The organism is Sphingomonas sp. CBMAI 2297, assembly GCF_029870595.1.
GTDB lineage: Bacteria > Pseudomonadota > Alphaproteobacteria > Sphingomonadales > Sphingomonadaceae > Sphingomonas.
Genome location: NZ_JAPDIR010000010.1, coordinates 53894 through 68758 on the forward strand (window position 1 = coordinate 53894; position 14865 = coordinate 68758).

25 protein-coding genes are annotated in these 14865 nt (G+C 65.6%); all 25 read right to left on the minus strand.

From position 1 onward, the window contains the following. Window positions 1-15: 15 nt before the first annotated feature. Window positions 16-1377 (minus strand): preprotein translocase subunit SecY, encoded by a 1362-nt coding sequence (gene secY / locus OMP43_RS14785; RefSeq protein ID WP_280280299.1) that lies wholly within the window; start codon window positions 1375-1377, stop codon window positions 16-18. 203 nt (window positions 1378-1580) lie between these two features. Continuing rightward, window positions 1581-2132, minus strand: coding sequence for a 50S ribosomal protein L15 (gene rplO, locus OMP43_RS14790; protein ID WP_280280300.1), 552 nt, complete (start codon window positions 2130-2132; stop codon window positions 1581-1583). A gap of 106 nt (window positions 2133-2238) precedes the next feature. Beyond that, window positions 2239-3306 carry a hypothetical protein gene (locus OMP43_RS14795; RefSeq protein ID WP_280280301.1) on the minus strand — a complete coding sequence of 356 codons (1068 nt, stop codon included), beginning with the start codon at window positions 3304-3306 and terminating at the stop codon, window positions 2239-2241. A 177-nt stretch (window positions 3307-3483) separates the two neighbouring features. After that, on the minus strand, window positions 3484-3678 hold the full coding sequence (gene rpmD, locus OMP43_RS14800; protein WP_167297948.1) for a 50S ribosomal protein L30: 195 nt from the start codon (window positions 3676-3678) through the stop codon (window positions 3484-3486). A 5-nt stretch (window positions 3679-3683) separates the two neighbouring features. Continuing rightward, window positions 3684-4409: a 30S ribosomal protein S5 gene (rpsE, locus tag OMP43_RS14805; RefSeq protein WP_280280302.1), complete on the minus strand. Its 726-nt coding sequence runs from the start codon at window positions 4407-4409 to the stop codon at window positions 3684-3686. Between the two features lie 2 nt (window positions 4410-4411). Next, the gene (rplR, locus tag OMP43_RS14810; RefSeq protein ID WP_280280415.1) at window positions 4412-4771 is read right to left on the minus strand and encodes a 50S ribosomal protein L18; all 360 of its coding nucleotides are present in this window, start codon (window positions 4769-4771) and stop codon (window positions 4412-4414) included. Then, entirely contained in the window at window positions 4771-5304 is a 534-nt protein-coding gene (gene rplF / locus OMP43_RS14815) for a 50S ribosomal protein L6 (protein WP_280280303.1), read from the minus strand. Before rplF ends, rplR begins: the two co-directional genes overlap by 1 nt. Next, window positions 5304-5699: a 30S ribosomal protein S8 gene (gene rpsH, locus OMP43_RS14820; RefSeq protein WP_086128654.1), complete on the minus strand. Its 396-nt coding sequence runs from the start codon at window positions 5697-5699 to the stop codon at window positions 5304-5306. Before rpsH ends, rplF begins: the two co-directional genes overlap by 1 nt. A gap of 11 nt (window positions 5700-5710) precedes the next feature. Then, a complete protein-coding gene (rpsN, locus tag OMP43_RS14825; RefSeq protein ID WP_280280304.1) occupies window positions 5711-6016 on the minus strand; it encodes a 30S ribosomal protein S14 in 306 nt (101 codons plus the stop codon). A 19-nt stretch (window positions 6017-6035) separates the two neighbouring features. After that, window positions 6036-6617 (minus strand): 50S ribosomal protein L5, encoded by a 582-nt coding sequence (gene rplE, locus OMP43_RS14830; protein WP_280280305.1) that lies wholly within the window; start codon window positions 6615-6617, stop codon window positions 6036-6038. Beyond that, window positions 6610-6927: a 50S ribosomal protein L24 gene (rplX, locus tag OMP43_RS14835; RefSeq protein ID WP_280280306.1), complete on the minus strand. Its 318-nt coding sequence runs from the start codon at window positions 6925-6927 to the stop codon at window positions 6610-6612. Before rplX ends, rplE begins: the two co-directional genes overlap by 8 nt. Beyond that, window positions 6927-7295, minus strand: a complete 369-nt coding sequence (gene rplN, locus OMP43_RS14840; protein WP_086128650.1) for a 50S ribosomal protein L14 — start codon at window positions 7293-7295, stop codon at window positions 6927-6929. Before rplN ends, rplX begins: the two co-directional genes overlap by 1 nt. A gap of 64 nt (window positions 7296-7359) precedes the next feature. Continuing rightward, a complete protein-coding gene (gene rpsQ / locus OMP43_RS14845; RefSeq protein WP_086128649.1) occupies window positions 7360-7632 on the minus strand; it encodes a 30S ribosomal protein S17 in 273 nt (90 codons plus the stop codon). A gap of 11 nt (window positions 7633-7643) precedes the next feature. Next, a complete protein-coding gene (gene rpmC / locus OMP43_RS14850; RefSeq protein WP_086128648.1) occupies window positions 7644-7847 on the minus strand; it encodes a 50S ribosomal protein L29 in 204 nt (67 codons plus the stop codon). Between the two features lie 4 nt (window positions 7848-7851). Continuing rightward, on the minus strand, window positions 7852-8283 hold the full coding sequence (rplP, locus tag OMP43_RS14855) for a 50S ribosomal protein L16 (protein WP_086128647.1): 432 nt from the start codon (window positions 8281-8283) through the stop codon (window positions 7852-7854). A gap of 16 nt (window positions 8284-8299) precedes the next feature. Further along, on the minus strand, window positions 8300-9007 hold the full coding sequence (rpsC, locus tag OMP43_RS14860) for a 30S ribosomal protein S3 (protein WP_086128646.1): 708 nt from the start codon (window positions 9005-9007) through the stop codon (window positions 8300-8302). Continuing rightward, window positions 9007-9384 (minus strand): 50S ribosomal protein L22, encoded by a 378-nt coding sequence (gene rplV / locus OMP43_RS14865; RefSeq protein WP_086128645.1) that lies wholly within the window; start codon window positions 9382-9384, stop codon window positions 9007-9009. The genes rpsC and rplV overlap by 1 nt, the downstream gene beginning before the upstream one ends. Further along, window positions 9384-9662 (minus strand): 30S ribosomal protein S19, encoded by a 279-nt coding sequence (gene rpsS, locus OMP43_RS14870; RefSeq protein WP_086128644.1) that lies wholly within the window; start codon window positions 9660-9662, stop codon window positions 9384-9386. Before rpsS ends, rplV begins: the two co-directional genes overlap by 1 nt. 3 nt (window positions 9663-9665) lie before the next feature. Further along, window positions 9666-10517: a 50S ribosomal protein L2 gene (gene rplB, locus OMP43_RS14875; protein WP_086128643.1), complete on the minus strand. Its 852-nt coding sequence runs from the start codon at window positions 10515-10517 to the stop codon at window positions 9666-9668. Further along, entirely contained in the window at window positions 10517-10837 is a 321-nt protein-coding gene (locus OMP43_RS14880; protein WP_086128642.1) for a 50S ribosomal protein L23, read from the minus strand. Before OMP43_RS14880 ends, rplB begins: the two co-directional genes overlap by 1 nt. Beyond that, window positions 10830-11444 carry a 50S ribosomal protein L4 gene (gene rplD / locus OMP43_RS14885; protein ID WP_280280307.1) on the minus strand — a complete coding sequence of 205 codons (615 nt, stop codon included), beginning with the start codon at window positions 11442-11444 and terminating at the stop codon, window positions 10830-10832. The genes OMP43_RS14880 and rplD overlap by 8 nt, the downstream gene beginning before the upstream one ends. Beyond that, window positions 11445-12200, minus strand: coding sequence for a 50S ribosomal protein L3 (gene rplC, locus OMP43_RS14890; protein ID WP_280280308.1), 756 nt, complete (start codon window positions 12198-12200; stop codon window positions 11445-11447). It abuts the gene before it with no gap. Between the two features lie 388 nt (window positions 12201-12588). After that, entirely contained in the window at window positions 12589-12900 is a 312-nt protein-coding gene (gene rpsJ, locus OMP43_RS14895; protein ID WP_029936463.1) for a 30S ribosomal protein S10, read from the minus strand. A 180-nt stretch (window positions 12901-13080) separates the two neighbouring features. Next, window positions 13081-13404 carry a hypothetical protein gene (locus OMP43_RS14900; RefSeq protein ID WP_280280309.1) on the minus strand — a complete coding sequence of 108 codons (324 nt, stop codon included), beginning with the start codon at window positions 13402-13404 and terminating at the stop codon, window positions 13081-13083. Window positions 13405-13661: 257 nt separating this feature from the next. Next, complete coding sequence (tuf, locus tag OMP43_RS14905; RefSeq protein ID WP_086128638.1) at window positions 13662-14858, minus strand: elongation factor Tu; 1197 nt, start codon at window positions 14856-14858, stop codon at window positions 13662-13664. Window positions 14859-14865: the final 7 nt, after the last annotated feature.

Here is a 14865-nt window from a genome sequence, read left to right on the forward strand (position 1 = left end):
TAGTTCGGGCCGCGCTCAGCGCGCGCGGCCCTTGAGCTTCGCTTTCTTGATCAGGTCGCCATACTGGTGCGCCAGCAGGTGCGACTGGATCTGCGTCACCGTGTCCATCGTCACGTTGACGACGATGAGCAGGCTGGTGCCGCCCATCAGGAACGGAATGCTCATCGACGAGAACACCGCTTCGGGAACGAGGCAGATGATCGTCAGATAGGCCGCGCCGATCACGGTGATGCGGGTGAGCACGTAATCGAAATAGAGCTCGGTGTTCTTGCCGGGGCGGATGCCCGGGATGAACCCGCCATAGCGCTTGAGGTTCTCGGCGGTCTCCTCCGGATTGAACACCACGGCGGTGTAGAAGAAGGAGAAGAAGATGATGCCGAGGCCGTAGAGCGTCATGTACACCGGCGAGCCGTGGCGCAGCCAGGTGTTCAGGTTGATCACCAGGTCGCCCCACCAGTTCTCGCCTGCGGTCATGTTGCCGGCGAACTGGGTGATGGTCAGCGGCAGCAGCAGCAGCGACGAGGCGAAGATCGGCGGGATCACGCCGGCGGTGTTCAGCTTGAGCGGCAGGTGGCTGCGCTCGGCCTGGACGCCGCGCGCGGTCTGGCGCTTCGGATACTGGATCAGGATGCGGCGCTGGGCGCGCTCCATGAAGCAGATGAACAGCACCAGGATCGCGACGCCGACGATGATCGTGATCAGGCGCAGCGGATCGATCGAGCCGGTGCGGCCGCTCTCGAACAGCTGGACGAGCGTGGTGGGCAGGCGGGCGACGATGCCGGCCATGATGATCAGCGAGATGCCGTTGCCGATGCCGCGATTGGTGATCTGCTCGCCGATCCACATCAGGAACATGGTGCCGCCGATCAGCGAGATCACCGCGCCGATGCGGAAGATCAGGCCGGGCTCCACCACGGGCTGCAGGCCCTGGCTCGCGCCGAAGGTCTCGAGCCCGACGGCGATGAAATAGCCCTGCACCGCGGTCAGCGCGACGGTGCCGTAGCGGGTATATTGGTTCAGCCGCTTGCGGCCGCTCTCGCCTTCCTTCTTGATCGCGTTGAGCTGCGGCGACAGCGAAGTCGCCAGCTGCACCACGATCGAGGCGGTAATGTAGGGCATCACGCCGAGCGCGACGATCGACATGCGGTTGAGCGCGCCGCCGGTGAAGTTGTTGAAGAAGTCGAGCACGCCGCCCTGGGTCTGCTGCGCGAGCAGGTTGAGCTGGGTGGGGTCGACGCCCGGCAGGGGCACGTAGCTCAGCATCCGGAAGACGATCAGCGCGCCGAGGGTGAACCACAGGCGCTTCTTGAGATCGGTCGCCTGGGCGAACTTCGCCAGGTTGATGCTGGAAGCAAGTTGATCGGAGGCGGAGGCCATGTGTTGGTCAGTCCCGGAAATCAAAGCGGCGGGAAAGCGTTCTACCGCCCCCCGCCGCTGATATAAGTCCTAAGCTGCGAAGGGCAATGCGCCCTCGCCCTGCTCCGGCGTTCGCCGCTCTTCCGTCACCCGGCGAAAGCCGGGGTCTCAGGCCGCGGGCGCGCGCACGTTGCACGAGATCCCGGCTTTCGCCGGGATGACGCTCAAGCCTTGGCGGCGGCCTTCTTGGCTTCCTTGTCCGCCGCGCGGGCCTTCTGCGCGACGCGGTGCTTGGCCTTGGCCTTCTCGGCCGCCGGCACGATCTCGGGGATCGTCACGGTGCCGCCGGCCTTCTCGACCGCCTCGATCGCGCTCTTCGACGCGCCGGCAACGGTGAAGTTCAGCTTGGCTTTGAGCTCGCCCTTGCCGAGCAGGCGCACGCCGTCCTTGCCGCCACGGGTCAGGCCCGCCGCGTTCAGCTCGGCCTGGGTCAGGTCGGTCGCGGTCAGCTTGCCCGAATCGATCGCCTTCTGGATCGCGCCCAGATTCACCTCGGCATAGTCCTTGGCGAAGATGTTGTTGAAGCCGCGCTTCGGGATGCGCATGTGGAGCGGCATCTGGCCGCCCTCGAAGCCCTTGATCGAGACGCCTTCGCGGCTCTTCTGGCCCTTCTGGCCGCGGCCGGCGGTCTTGCCCAGGCCCGAGCCGATGCCGCGGCCGACACGGACGCGGCCCTGGCGGGCACCATTGTTATCGCGGAGATCGTTGAGCTTCATGGTCGTGCACTCGCTTTCGCTTTTGTCGCGCTGATGGAAAAGGAAGCGGGGCCCATAGCGGGGTGGCGACGTCTTGTCGACTCCCCAATCCGCGCGCGTTCCGCCTTCAGCGCACGACCAGAAGCGGCACCGCCCCGCCCAGGGATGCCTTGCCGTTCACATTGGTAAGAACCAGCACTACGTCCGGTATCGCGAAGCTCACACGATAGCCCCCGCGTTCCTCGAAGCGCGGCAGGGAGCGAAAGGCAACGGGCCCGGAACCGGGAAACCGATAGAGCCCGTCGGACCCTACCGCCCACAAGTTGCCCCCGACGCGCGTTGCCCCGAAGAAGGCGACGGTATTTCCCGGTTCGTCGGCATTCTTGTCCGGATAGGGTGGCTGGTGATCCTCCGCCTTGTAATAGAGACGCCGGATTCCGTTGCCGCAAAGCTCCACGATCCTGCCATGCGACATCATGTGCACCAGGCCGATCGCGGCCACGACGCAGGCGGGATCGCGCGGGGAAGCCGCGATCGCGTTGACCGGGTCGCATCCGGCGTTGAGCGGCCCGCCGCAGAGCGTCCCCGAAGCATTACGTTCGAGCGACTCCAACTTCCCGTCCGAACGGCGGATACGAATCAGGCCCCCACCCCACTCCCCATTGTTGAAGCCGATCCACAGGGATGCGGCGTCGGCGAAAAGCGTGGTGCTGACAATCGGGGCTTCGAGTTCGCGGCCAAGCGCAGTTTCGCGCACCGTATCACCTTCGACGGTGAGGAGCCGTCGGCTGGTGACGATATACACGCTCCGTTCGCCACAGCCGAAGGCGATCAAGCTGTCCTTCTCCGCCGCCAGCGATCTGCCGGGGCTCCACTTTCCCGAAGCCCGGGTCTGGAGCAGCCATGCACCCTGCCCCGCCCCCTGGCTCAGCACCATCGGCAATGCCCCCGCACGGCAGATGCCCAGCGCCTTGCCCGGCAACGCCTCCGGTTCCGGCCTGGCCGCGTCCGGGCGAAGCGAGACCAGGTCCCCGTTGTCCAAACGCAGCCAGAGCCTTTGCTCGGCGAAGATGCCCTCGACAATCGCGGGGACGGGCGGCGGGAGCTCGGATTCCTCTCGGCCGAACCGAAGCAGCACGAGGCCTCCCCCCGCCGCAGCAACAAGCACAAAGACAAGGACAAGGCCCGCGCGCACCCAGAATCGCCTTGCTGTCCGGCTTCCCCCCATGGCCGCGATGCTACCTTCGGCTTCGCCGCGCTACAAGCAGCAGCCCGGCCATCGCGGATGGCAGGCGCAGCGGTCTGGAACGCAAACGAAAAGGGGCGGTAGTCACCTACCGCCCCTTCTCAATCTTGCCGGGTGGCGAAGGCCTCAGCCCTCGAGCACCTTCACCATGTGCGGCAGCTTGCGGATCATGCCCCGAACTTCGGGCGTGTCCTCGAGCTCCGAGACCTTGTGCATCTTGTTGAGGCCAAGGCCGATCAGCGTCGCGCGCTGATCCTTGGTGCGGCGGATCGGCGAGCCGATCTGCTGGATCTTGACGGTCTTGCGGGTTTCCTGGGCCATGTCGCTTACTCCGCGATCGCGGCCGCATCCGCCTCGGCGGTCTGCGAACCACCGCGGCCGAGCAGGTCGGCGATCTTCTTGCCGCGGCGCTGCGCAACGCTCTTCGGCGAGGTCTGCTCGCCGAGCGCTTCGAAGGTGGCGCGGATCATGTTGTAGGGGTTCGACGTACCGACCGACTTGGTCACCACGTCCGCCACGCCCAGGCTCTCGAAGACGGCGCGCATCGGGCCGCCCGCGATGATGCCGGTACCCTGCGGAGCCGAGCGCACATAGACGCGGCCGGCGCCGAAGTGACCCGCACCGTCATGGTGCAGCGTGCGGCCTTCCTTGAGCGGAACGCGCAGCATCTTCTTCTTGGCCGAAGCGGTCGCCTTCGAAATGGCTTCCGGCACCTCGCGGGCCTTGCCATGGCCGAAGCCGACACGGCCCTTGCCGTCGCCCACGACGACCAGCGCCGCGAAGCCGAAGCGCTTGCCGCCCTTCACGGTCTTCGAGACGCGGTTGATGTGGACCAGCTTCTCGATCAGCTCTTCGCCACCGTCCTCGGCGTTCTGGCCACGACGGTCGTCACGACGACCGCGGTTGCCGTCACGGCCGCCACGGCCGCGATCGCCGCCGCCCGGACCACCACGGCCACGGCCACGGCCGCGACCCTGCTGCTCCTGGGGAGCACCGGCGTCCTGGGCCTCGAAGCCCGCGCCTTCCGGCGCCTGGTTGTTTTCGTCAGCCATTCTCAGAACTCCAGCCCGCTCTCACGAGCGGCATCGGCCAGCGCCTTGACGCGGCCATGATAGAGGAAGCCACCGCGGTCGAACACGACCTGGGTGATGCCGGCGGCCTTGGCGGCCGCGGCAACGCGCTTGCCGACTTCCTGCGCAGCCTCGATGGTCGCGCCGGTCTTGCCGCGCGCGTCCTTGTCGAGGGTGGAGGCAGCCGCGACGGTCTTGCCGGCGGTATCGTCGATCACCTGGGCATAGATGTGCTTGCCCGAGCGATGGATCGAAAGACGCGGGCGACCACCGGCACGCGCACGAAGCGCAGTACGGTTGCGGCGGCGACGCTTCGCGAAAAGCGAGAGACCCTTGGTGCTGATCACTTCTTCTTCCCTTCCTTACGGAAGATGAACTCGCCGTCGTACTTGATGCCCTTGCCCTTGTACGGCTCGGGCTTGCGCCAGCGGCGAATCTCGGCCGCAATCTGGCCGACCTTCTGCTTGTCGATGCCCGAGATCTCGACCGTGGTCTGATCCGGGGTCTTGATCTCGATGCCTTCCGGCACGTCGATGTCGACGTCGTGCGAATAGCCGAGCTGAAGCTTGAGCTTCTTGCCCTGCGCGTTCGCGCGGTAGCCGACGCCGGTGATCAGCAGCTTCTTCGAGAAGCCGGTGGTCACGCCGGTGACGAGGTTCTGCACCAGGGTGCGCTGCATGCCCCAAAAGGCACGGGCGCGCTTGGTGTCGTTCGCCGGCTGCACCGAAATGCCGCCCTCGACCAGCTCGTAGCTGATCAGATCGGCCTTCGGGATCGAGAGGGTGCCCTTGGGGCCCTTCACCGAAACCTGGTCGCCGTCGAGGCTCGCGGTCACGCCGGCGGGGACGACGACCGGCTTCTTACCGATGCGGCTCATCAGAACACCTCCGCCAGCACTTCGCCGCCGACATTCTGCTCGCGCGCTTCCGCGTCCGAGAGAACGCCGCGAGGCGTCGAGACGATCGTGATGCCCAGGCCGTTGCGCACGCGGGGAAGCTCCTGGCTGCCCGAGTAGACGCGGCGGCCCGGCTTCGAGATGCGCGCGACGTGCTTGATCGCCGGCTGGCCCTCGAAATACTTCAGCTCGATGCGGATGCCCGCGGCGGGGCCCATCTGCTCTTCGCTATAGCCACGGATATAGCCTTCGCGCTGGAGCACATCGAGAACGCGCGCACGCAGCTTCGACGCCGGCGTCAGGACGGAGTCCTTGCGGGCGCGCTGGCCGTTGCGGATGCGGGTGAGCATATCACCCAGGGGATCGGTCACTGCCATCTTCGTGATCCTTACCAGCTCGACTTGGTGACGCCGGGGATGAGGCCCTTGTTGGCCAGATCGCGCAGCATGACACGAGCGAGACGGAACTTGCGGTAGTAACCGCGGGGGCGCCCGGTGAGCTCGCACCGGTTGCGAATGCGGGTCGGGTTCCCGTTGCGGGGAATCTCGGCCAGCTTGAGACGCGCGATGAGACGCTCGGTCTCATCGAGGCTCTGGTCGTTCGCGATCGCCTTCAGCTTCGCATACTTGCCGGCGTACTTCTTCACCAGCTGCTTGCGACGCTCGTTCTTGTTCACGGAACTCAGTTTCGCCATGACTTAAGTTCTCTTTCCTTTACGCGGCCTTGGCTTCGCCGTCCGCATCCTGCGGGAACGGGAAACCGAAGAGACGGAGAAGCTCGCGGGCTTCCTCGTCGGTCTTCGCGGTGGTGGTCACGATCACGTCCATGCCGCGGATCTTGTCGACCTTATCGTAGCTGATTTCCGGGAAGATCAGCTGCTCCTTGAGGCCGCAGGCATAGTTGCCACGGCCGTCGAACGACTTCGGGTTCAGGCCACGGAAGTCGCGAACGCGCGGCAGCGCGATCGTGATGAAGCGGTCGAGGAACTCGTACATGCGCTCGCGGCGAAGCGTGACCTTCGCGCCGATCGGCATGCCCTCGCGCAGCTTGAACTGCGCGATCGACTTCTTCGCCTTGGTCACGACGGGCTTCTGGCCGGCGATGAGCTCCATCTCCGACGCGGCCTGCTCGACCTTCTTCTTGTCCTGCGTGGCTTCGCCGACGCCCATGTTGAGCACGATCTTCTCGATCTTCGGCACTTCCATGACGTTCTTGTAACCGAACTTCTCGGTCATCGCCTGGGCGATCTTCTCGTCATAGAGCTTGCGCATGCGCGGCGTGTAGGAATCAGCCATTGATGACCTCCCCGGTCTTGACGGCGACGCGGACCTTCTTGCCGTCGCGCTCCTCGAAGCGGACGCGGGTCGGCTTGCCGTCCTTGGTCACGTGCGCGACCTTCGACACCGCCATCGGCGCTTCCGAACGCTCCAGGCCACCCTGCGGGTTGGTCTGGCTCGGCTTGCGGTGGCGCACGGCGACGTTGATGCCCGAGACGACGACCTTGCCGTCCTTGGGCAGCGACTTGACGACTTCACCGGTCCGGCCCTTGTCCTTGCCGGACAGGACGATGACCTGGTCGCCCTTCTTGATCTTGGCAGCAGCCATCACAGCACCTCGGGGGCGAGCGAAATGATCTTCATGAAGCCCTTCGAGCGCAGCTCGCGGACCACCGGGCCAAAGATACGGGTGCCGATCGGCTCCTCGTTCTTGTTGACCAGGACGGCAGCGTTGCCGTCGAAGCGAATGACCGAGCCATCGGCGCGGCGGACGTCCTTGGCGGTGCGGACGATGACGGCGCGGTGCACGTCACCCTTCTTCACCTTGCCGCGGGGAGCAGCTTCCTTGATGCTGACGACGATGACGTCGCCCACGGAGGCGAAGCGACGCTTCGATCCGCCCAGCACCTTGATGCACTGCACCCGCTTCGCGCCGCTGTTGTCTGCGACGTCGAGATTGGACTGCATCTGGATCATCGATCCGGTTCCTTCTCGTTCGGCCTACCGGGACGGATCGCCCGGCGGTTCCAGTTGAAAATGCTTAGGCGGCTGCGTCCGACTTGGTCGGGGTCGCGTGGGTGTTCACCCGCTCGATCACCTTCCAGGTCTTGAGCTTCGAGATCGGCGCAGTCTCTTCGATGCGCACGGTCTCGCCGGCCTTGTACTCATTGCCCTCGTCATGGGCATGATACTTCTTCGAGCGACGGATGATCTTGCCGTAGAGCGGGTGCTTCACCTTACGCTCCACGAGCACGACGACCGTCTTGTCGCCCTTGTCGGAAACCACGTTCCCGGTCAGCACGCGCTTCGGCATGGTCTCGTTCCTTACTTCGCAGCCGAGCGCGAGCGCTCGTTCTGCAGCGTCTTGATGCGGGCGATGTCGCGACGGACTTCGCGAACCCGGCTCGGCTTCTCGAGCTGGCTGGTCGCGGCCTGGAAGCGAAGGTTGAACGCCTCGCGCTTCAGGTTGCCGAGCTCCTCGCTCAGCTGGTCCTCGGTCTTCGCACGAAGATCGGTAGCCTTGGTCATTCTATCAACCCTCCAGGTGCGAGGTATCGCCGAGGCGAGCCACGACCTTGACCTTGATCGGCAGCTTCATCGCCGCACGCTCGAACGCTTCCGCCGCGAGCGGGCCGGGCACGCCGTCCAGCTCGAACAGGATGCGGCCCGGCTTGACGCGGGCGACCCAGAATTCCGGCGAGCCCTTGCCCGAGCCCATGCGGACTTCGGCGGGCTTCGACGAAACCGGCACGTCCGGGAAGATGCGGATCCAGAGACGGCCCTGGCGCTTGATGTGACGCGTGATCGCGCGGCGAGCCGCTTCGATCTGGCGGGCGGTGATCCGCTCCGGCTCCATCGCCTTCAGGCCATAGGACCCGAAGTTGAGCGCCGTGCCACCCTTGGCGTCGCCATGGATGCGGCCCTTGAAGGCCTTGCGGAACTTGGTGCGCTTCGGTTGCAGCATTAGTCTGTCCTAACCCTTAGCGGCGGTCTTCGCGCGCCGGGCGCACGCCCGTCGTCTGCGATTCCAGGTTGAGGCGATCGGTCGCCATCGGATCGTGGCCGAGGATCTCACCCTTGAAGATCCAGACCTTCACGCCGCAGACGCCATAGGCGGTGTGCGCTTCGGCAGTGGCGTGATCGATGTTCGCGCGCAGCGTGTGCAGCGGAACGCGACCTTCGCGATACCATTCCGAACGGGCGATCTCGGCGCCGCCGAGACGGCCGCCGCAGTTGATCCGGATGCCCTCGGCGCCGAGACGCATCGCCGACTGCACCGCGCGCTTCATGGCGCGGCGGAAGGCGATACGGCGCTCGAGCTGGTCGGCGATGCCCTGGGCGACGAGCTTGGCGTCGACTTCCGGCTTGCGGATCTCGACGATGTTCAGGCTCACGTCGCTCGAGGTCATCGCGCTCAGCGTCTTGCGCAGCTTCTCGATGTCCGAGCCCTTCTTGCCGATGATCACACCGGGACGGGCAGCGTAGATCGACACGCGGCACAGCTTGGCCGGGCGCTCGATCACCACCTTCGAGATCGCGGCCTGGGGCAGCGTCTCGAGGATGTACTTGCGGATCTTGAGGTCCTCCATGAGAAGGCGGCCGTAATCGGCGCCCTCGGCGAACCAGCGGCTGTCCCAGGTGCGGTTGACCTGGAGGCGAAGACCGATCGGGTTGCTCTTGTGACCCATTATGCTTCTTCCTGCTCGCGGACGACGATGCGAAGACGGCTGAACGGCTTCAGGATGCGGGTGGACTTGCCACGGCCGCGGGTCGCGAAGCGCTTCATCGTGATCGACTTGCCGACCGAAGCCTCGGCGACGACGAGCGCGTCGACGTCGAGGTTGTGGTTGTTTTCCGCATTGGCGATCGCCGAGGCGAGAACCTTGCGCGCGTCCACGGCCATGGCCTTGGTCGAGAACTGAAGGATGTTCAGCGCATCGCCGGCCTTCTTGCCGCGGATCAGGCCCGCAACGAGGTTCAGCTTCTGGGCCGAGCCGCGGATCTGCGTGGCGACGGCAAGGGCTTCCTTGTCGCCGACCTTACGGGGGGCTGCAGGCTTGCTCATTAGCGCTTACCCTTCTTGTCGGCGGCGTGGCCCGGGAAGAACCGGGTCGGCGCGAACTCGCCGAGCTTCATGCCGACCATGTCCTCGTTGACCGAGACCGGCACGAACTTGCGGCCATTATAGACGCTGAACGTCAGGCCGACGAAGTCCGGCAGGATCGTCGAGCGGCGCGACCAGGTCTTGATCGGACCGGCGCGGGTGCCCTGCTCCTGCGCGGTCTGCGCCTTCTTGAGCAGGTGGAGGTCCACGAACGGACCCTTCCAAACGGAGCGAGCCATCGGTTAGCCCTTCTTCTTCGCGTGACGGCTGCGGATGATCATCTTGTCCGTCGCCTTGTTGTGGCGGGTGCGCGCACCCTTGGTCGGCTTGCCCCACGGGGTGACCGGGTGACGGCCGCCCGAGGTGCGGCCTTCACCACCGCCATGCGGGTGGTCGACCGGGTTCTTCGCGACACCGCGGGTCAGCGGGCGGATGCCCTTCCAGCGGTTGCGGCCGGCCTTGCCGAGATTGGTGTTCTGGTTGTCGGGGTTCGACACCGCACCAACGGTCGCCATGCAGTTGCCATGGATGTAGCGCTGCTCGCCCGAGTTCAGGCGAACGATCACCATGCCGCGGTCACGGCCGACGACCTGCACATAGGTGCCCGCCGAACGCGCGATCTGGCCACCCTTGCCCGGCTTCATCTCCACATTGTGGACGATGGTGCCGACCGGCATCGACGACAGCTCCATGGCGTTGCCCGGCTTCACGTCGGTCTTCTTGCCGGCGATCACCTTGTCGCCGACGGCGAGGCGCTGCGGCGCGATGATATAGGCGACGCGGTCCTTGCCGTTCTCGTCGGCGCCATAGTTCACCAGCGCGATGAAGGCGGTGCGGTTCGGGTCATACTCGATCCGCTCGACGGTGCCCTCGACGTCCCACAGGCGGCGCTTGAAATCGATGATGCGATAGCGCTGCTTGTGGCCGCCGGCGATGCCGCGCGAGGTCACATGGCCCTTGTTGTTGCGGCCGCCGGTCTTGGTCTTGCCCTCGGTGAGAGCCTTGACCGGGCGCCCCTTGTACAGGGCCGAACGGTCGATCAGGATCAGGCCGCGGACGCCAGGCGACGTCGGATTGTAATTCTTGAGTGCCATTACGAATTGACCCCCGAGGTCACGTCGATCTGGTCGCCGTCGGCGAGCGTCACGATAGCCTTCTTCACGTCAGAGCGCTTGTAGGGGGCGCCCTTCCACTTCTTGGTCTTGCCCTTCTGGACGATCGTGTTGACGCCGGTCACCTTGACCTTCCAGAGCGCCTCGACGGCGGCCTTGATCTCGGGCTTGGTGGCGTCGCCGGCGACCTTGAACACAACGGCGTTGTGCTCGGAGACGAGCGTCGACTTCTCGGTGATATGCGGCGCGACAATCACGTCGTAATGACGGTTGTCGATCGCGGCTGCCTGCTTCTTAGCCATTGAAGCGCGCCTCCAGCTTCTCGACGGCAGCGCGGGTCAGGACCAGCGTGTCGTGCTTCAGGATGTCATAGACGTTGGCGCCCACCGCGGGGAGGACGTTCACGCCGATCAGGTTGCGCGCGGCCAGGAAGCCGTTGCCGGCCTCGCCATCGATCACCAGCGCGGTCTTGCCGGTGCCGAGCTTGGCGAACTGCGCCTTGAGCTCCGCCGTCTTGGCGGTGCCGAACGCGTCGACGACGATCAGCGAGCCCGCCTTGGCATGGCTGCTGAGAGCCATCTTCAGGCCGAGCGCGCGGACCTTCTTGTTCAGCGACGGGTTGAAGTCGCGAACGCGAGCGCCGTGCGCCTTACCGCCGCCGATGAACACCGGAGCGCGGCGATCGCCGTGACGGGCGGTGCCGCCGCCCTTCTGGCGGCCGAACTTCTTGCCCGAACGGGCGACATCGGCGCGCTCGCGAGTGCCGCGCGCGGTGGCGCGGCGCTTCTCGAGCTGCCAGGTGACGACGCGGTGCAGGATGTCGGCGCGCGGCTCGACACCGAAGACGGTGTCGTTGAGCTCGATGTCGCCCGATGCCTTGGCGTCGAGGGTTTGAACCTTGACCTTCACTTAGCCCTCCTGGCCTTCGGTCGCCTCGGGGGCCTCGGTCACGTCCGGGGTCTCCGCGGGGGCGGTGTCGTTGTTGTTGGCAACCGACTTGATGCCGGCCGGGAACGGCGCAGCGTCGGGACGGGCGACCTTCACGGCGTCCTTGACGAACAGCCAGCCACCCTTCGAGCCCGGGACCGAGCCCTTGACGAAGATCAGGCCGCGCTCGACGTCGGTGCCGACGATCTCGAGGTTCTGCTGGGTGCGGAACTTGTCGCCCATGTGGCCGGCCATCTTCTTGTTCTTGAAGACCTTGCCCGGATCCTGGCGCTGACCGGTCGAACCGAGCGAGCGGTGCGAGACCGAGACGCCGTGGGTGGCGCGCAGACCGCCGAAGCCCCAACGCTTCATGCCGCCGGCAAAGCCCTTGCCCTGGGTCTTGCCCTGGATGTCGACGAACTGGCCGGCGACATAATGGTCGGCCGAGATCTCGGCGCCCACTTCGAGCAGGCCGTCCGCGTCGACGCGGAATTCATGGACCACCGCCTTGGGCTCGACTTCGGCCTTGCCGAAGTGGCCGCGCTGCGGCTTGGCGACATTCTTGCTCTTCGCCGTGCCGGCGCCGAGCTGGACGGCAGTGTAGCCGTCACGATCCTTCTCGCGGACGGAGACGACCTGCACGCCTTCGAGCGCCAGGACGGTGACGGGCACGTGGCGGCCGTCGTCCTGGAACAGGCGGGTCATCCCCAACTTCTTCGCGATCACGCCAGTGCGCATGACCAGTTGCTCCTATGCATAGGCACCCTCGGGACCATTCCCTCGGGTGCGTGCTTCAGCCCGAAAATATGATGCGAGCCCCCGTCCGGGCTGAACCCCTTCCCGAAGGAAGAGGCGACGGGGGACGCAGACCCGGTTCTCCGAAGAGGCCGGCGGTATCCCTATCGCGATGCGAGTGCGCTCGTGGCGCCCTCCGGTTCCTTGCGTCGGATCGGGATCGATCCAGTGGAGGAACCTGGCGAATCCCCCTCGGGGGAATCGCGAATCTCGTGTGGAGGCGCGCCTTTACGTCAGCAGCGCTTCCCTGTCCACCCCCTCACCTGCATTCCTTGGAAGGATGCGGCAGGACGTGAAAGGCCCCCGCTTTCGCAGGGGCCCGTCCGCTGGCTCAGGCCAGCTTGATCTCGACGTCGACGCCGGCGGCGAGGTCGAGCTTCATCAGCGCGTCCACGGTCTGCGGAGTCGGCTGCACGATGTCGAGCATGCGCTTGTAGGTGCGCACCTCGAACTGCTCGCGCGACTTCTTGTCGATATGGGGGCCACGGTTGACCGTGAACTTCTCGATCTTCGTCGGAAGCGGGATCGGGCCACGGATGAGAGCGCCGGTGCGGCGCGCAGTGTCGGCGATGTCGCCGGTCGCCTGGTCGAGCACTCGATGATCGAACGCCTTCAGGCGAATACGGATATTCTGCGTTTCCATGTCCCTACCAATGCGAAAGAGCGGGCGCCGTTTCCGGCGCTCTTGCTGTGTTGAACTGAACTGAGGCGCGGCCCTTACATGGGAGCGCGATTCGGATCAAGGGGGATACGGCAGATTTCGGACGGCTTCACTCGCCAGAGGGAAGCCCACGCCTGGCCGCCCGGAGCGCCCGAATTACCGCTAGCGCCATTCGCCAGCCCACCAACCCGGCCGGGCAACGGCCTTCAGATTGCCGACTCGCGACAGCTTCAGGTGATATGGGTTCTCCGGGCCCAGATGGCCGTTCGCATGAATCAACCGGACGGTGCCCGCGACTTCGGCTTCGAAAGCCCTCCCGAAGATAGGGCTGCCCTCGGTGAACGGTCGCGAGAGTTTCGCCAGATCACTTGGGGGATCGATCACGCGGAAGGAGCCATTCTCGCATGTCAGGGGCGTCACCATGACGACGGTCCCGCGCTCCATGTCGGGCATATAGTCCGAGATCAGCACGGTAACCTTGCCCATGATATGGTCGCCATCCTTGTACGATTCACTCTCCCAGCAGGATGGCAGGCGCGTCGGGGCAACCGCCGCGCAGCCCGGCAGCACCAAGCAGACCACAAGAGACCATGACCGCCCCGCCATGGGCTCAGTGTCTGCCTGAATGCCGGCAACCGCAACAGCCCTGCCCGCCGAGCCGGGTCGCCCGGCTACGCACGAAAAAGCCCGGCCTCCTTCGCAGGAGGCCGGGCCCTTCGAACTCTACCCTGAAAGGGTGAAGCTTACTTCTGGATCTCGGCGACGACACCGGCACCCACGGTGCGGCCGCCTTCGCGGATCGTGAAGCGCTGGCCGACGTCCATGGCGATCGGCGCGATCAGCTTGATGCCCAGCGCGACGTTGTCGCCCGGCATCACCATCTCGGTGCCTTCCGGCAGCTCGATCGTGCCGGTCACGTCGGTGGTGCGGAAGTAGAACTGCGGACGATAGTTGGCGAAGAACGGCGTGTGACGGCCACCCTCGTCCTTCGACAGCACGTACACTTCCGACTTGAAGTCGGTGTGCGGCTTGATCGAACCCGGCTTGGCCAGAACCTGGCCACGCTCGACTTCGTCACGGCCGACGCCGCGGATCAGCGCGCCGATGTTGTCGCCGGCCTCGCCCTGGTCGAGCAGCTTGCGGAACATTTCCACGCCGGTGACGGTGGTCTTGCGGACGTTCTCCTGGATGCCGACGATCTCGACTTCCTCGCCGACCTTGACCACGCCGGTCTCGACGCGGCCGGTCACCACGGTGCCGCGGCCCGAGATCGAGAACACGTCTTCGATCGGCATCATGAACGGCTTGTCGAGCGGACGATCCGGCTGCGGGATCGACTCGTCGACGGCGGCCATCAGGGCCAGGATCGCGTCCTTGCCGAGCTTGTCGTCCGAGCCCGAGAGCGCGGCGGTGGCCGAGCCGCGGATGATCGGAATGTTGTCGCCGTCGAACTCACGACGCGACAGCTCTTCGCGGATCTCCATCTCGACGAGCTCGAGGATTTCCTCGTCGTCGACCAGGTCGACCTTGTTCAGGAAGACGACCATGGTCGGCACGCCGACCTGGCGGGCGAGCAGGATGTGCTCCTTGGTCTGCGGCATCGGGCCGTCGGTGGCGGCGACCACGAGGATCGCGCCGTCCATCTGCGCGGCGCCGGTGATCATGTTCTTCACATAGTCGGCGTGGCCCGGGCAGTCGACGTGCGCATAGTGACGCTTGTCGGTCTCGTACTCGACGTGCGCGGTCGAGATGGTGATGCCGCGCTCGCGCTCTTCCGGAGCCTTGTCGATGTTGGCGAAGTCGACGGCGGCGTTACCCGCGACGTTCTCGGCCAGAACCTTGGTGATCGCGGCGGTCAGCGACGTCTTGCCATGGTCGACGTGGCCGATGGTGCCGATGTTGAGGTGCGGCTTGTTCCGCTCAAACTTTGCCTTCGCCATTGTTTTC

Excerpts from the sequence above, each read along its gene's own strand:
- secY (WP_280280299.1), bottom strand. The coding sequence starts at position 1,377 with ATGGCCTCCGCCTCCGATCAACTTGCTTCCAGCATCAACCTGGCGAAG.
- rplO (WP_280280300.1), bottom strand. The coding sequence starts at position 2,132 with ATGAAGCTCAACGATCTCCGCGATAACAATGGTGCCCGCCAGGGCCGC.
- rpmD (WP_167297948.1), bottom strand. The coding sequence starts at position 3,678 with ATGGCCCAGGAAACCCGCAAGACCGTCAAGATCCAGCAGATCGGCTCG.
- rpsE (WP_280280302.1), bottom strand. The coding sequence starts at position 4,409 with ATGGCTGACGAAAACAACCAGGCGCCGGAAGGCGCGGGCTTCGAGGCC.
- rplF (WP_280280303.1), bottom strand. The coding sequence starts at position 5,304 with ATGAGCCGCATCGGTAAGAAGCCGGTCGTCGTCCCCGCCGGCGTGACC.
- rpsH (WP_086128654.1), bottom strand. The coding sequence starts at position 5,699 with ATGGCAGTGACCGATCCCCTGGGTGATATGCTCACCCGCATCCGCAAC.
- rpsN (WP_280280304.1), bottom strand. The coding sequence starts at position 6,016 with ATGGCGAAACTGAGTTCCGTGAACAAGAACGAGCGTCGCAAGCAGCTG.
- rplE (WP_280280305.1), bottom strand. The coding sequence starts at position 6,617 with ATGGCTGATTCCTACACGCCGCGCATGCGCAAGCTCTATGACGAGAAG.
- rplX (WP_280280306.1), bottom strand. The coding sequence starts at position 6,927 with ATGGCTGCTGCCAAGATCAAGAAGGGCGACCAGGTCATCGTCCTGTCC.
- rplN (WP_086128650.1), bottom strand. The coding sequence starts at position 7,295 with ATGATCCAGATGCAGTCCAATCTCGACGTCGCAGACAACAGCGGCGCG.
- rpsQ (WP_086128649.1), bottom strand. The coding sequence starts at position 7,632 with ATGCCGAAGCGCGTGCTGACCGGGAACGTGGTTTCCGACAAGGGCGAC.
- rpmC (WP_086128648.1), bottom strand. The coding sequence starts at position 7,847 with ATGACCAAGGCTACCGATCTTCGTGCGAAGACCGAGGACCAGCTGAGC.
- rplP (WP_086128647.1), bottom strand. The coding sequence starts at position 8,283 with ATGCTGCAACCGAAGCGCACCAAGTTCCGCAAGGCCTTCAAGGGCCGC.
- rpsC (WP_086128646.1), bottom strand. The coding sequence starts at position 9,007 with ATGGGTCACAAGAGCAACCCGATCGGTCTTCGCCTCCAGGTCAACCGC.
- rplV (WP_086128645.1), bottom strand. The coding sequence starts at position 9,384 with ATGAGCAAGCCTGCAGCCCCCCGTAAGGTCGGCGACAAGGAAGCCCTT.
- rpsS (WP_086128644.1), bottom strand. The coding sequence starts at position 9,662 with ATGGCTCGCTCCGTTTGGAAGGGTCCGTTCGTGGACCTCCACCTGCTC.
- rplB (WP_086128643.1), bottom strand. The coding sequence starts at position 10,517 with ATGGCACTCAAGAATTACAATCCGACGTCGCCTGGCGTCCGCGGCCTG.
- OMP43_RS14880 (WP_086128642.1), bottom strand. The coding sequence starts at position 10,837 with ATGGCTAAGAAGCAGGCAGCCGCGATCGACAACCGTCATTACGACGTG.
- rplC (WP_280280308.1), bottom strand. The coding sequence starts at position 12,200 with ATGCGCACTGGCGTGATCGCGAAGAAGTTGGGGATGACCCGCCTGTTC.
- rpsJ (WP_029936463.1), bottom strand. The coding sequence starts at position 12,900 with ATGGAAACGCAGAATATCCGTATTCGCCTGAAGGCGTTCGATCATCGA.
- OMP43_RS14900 (WP_280280309.1), bottom strand. The coding sequence starts at position 13,404 with ATGGGCAAGGTTACCGTGCTGATCTCGGACTATATGCCCGACATGGAG.
- tuf (WP_086128638.1), bottom strand. The coding sequence starts at position 14,858 with ATGGCGAAGGCAAAGTTTGAGCGGAACAAGCCGCACCTCAACATCGGC.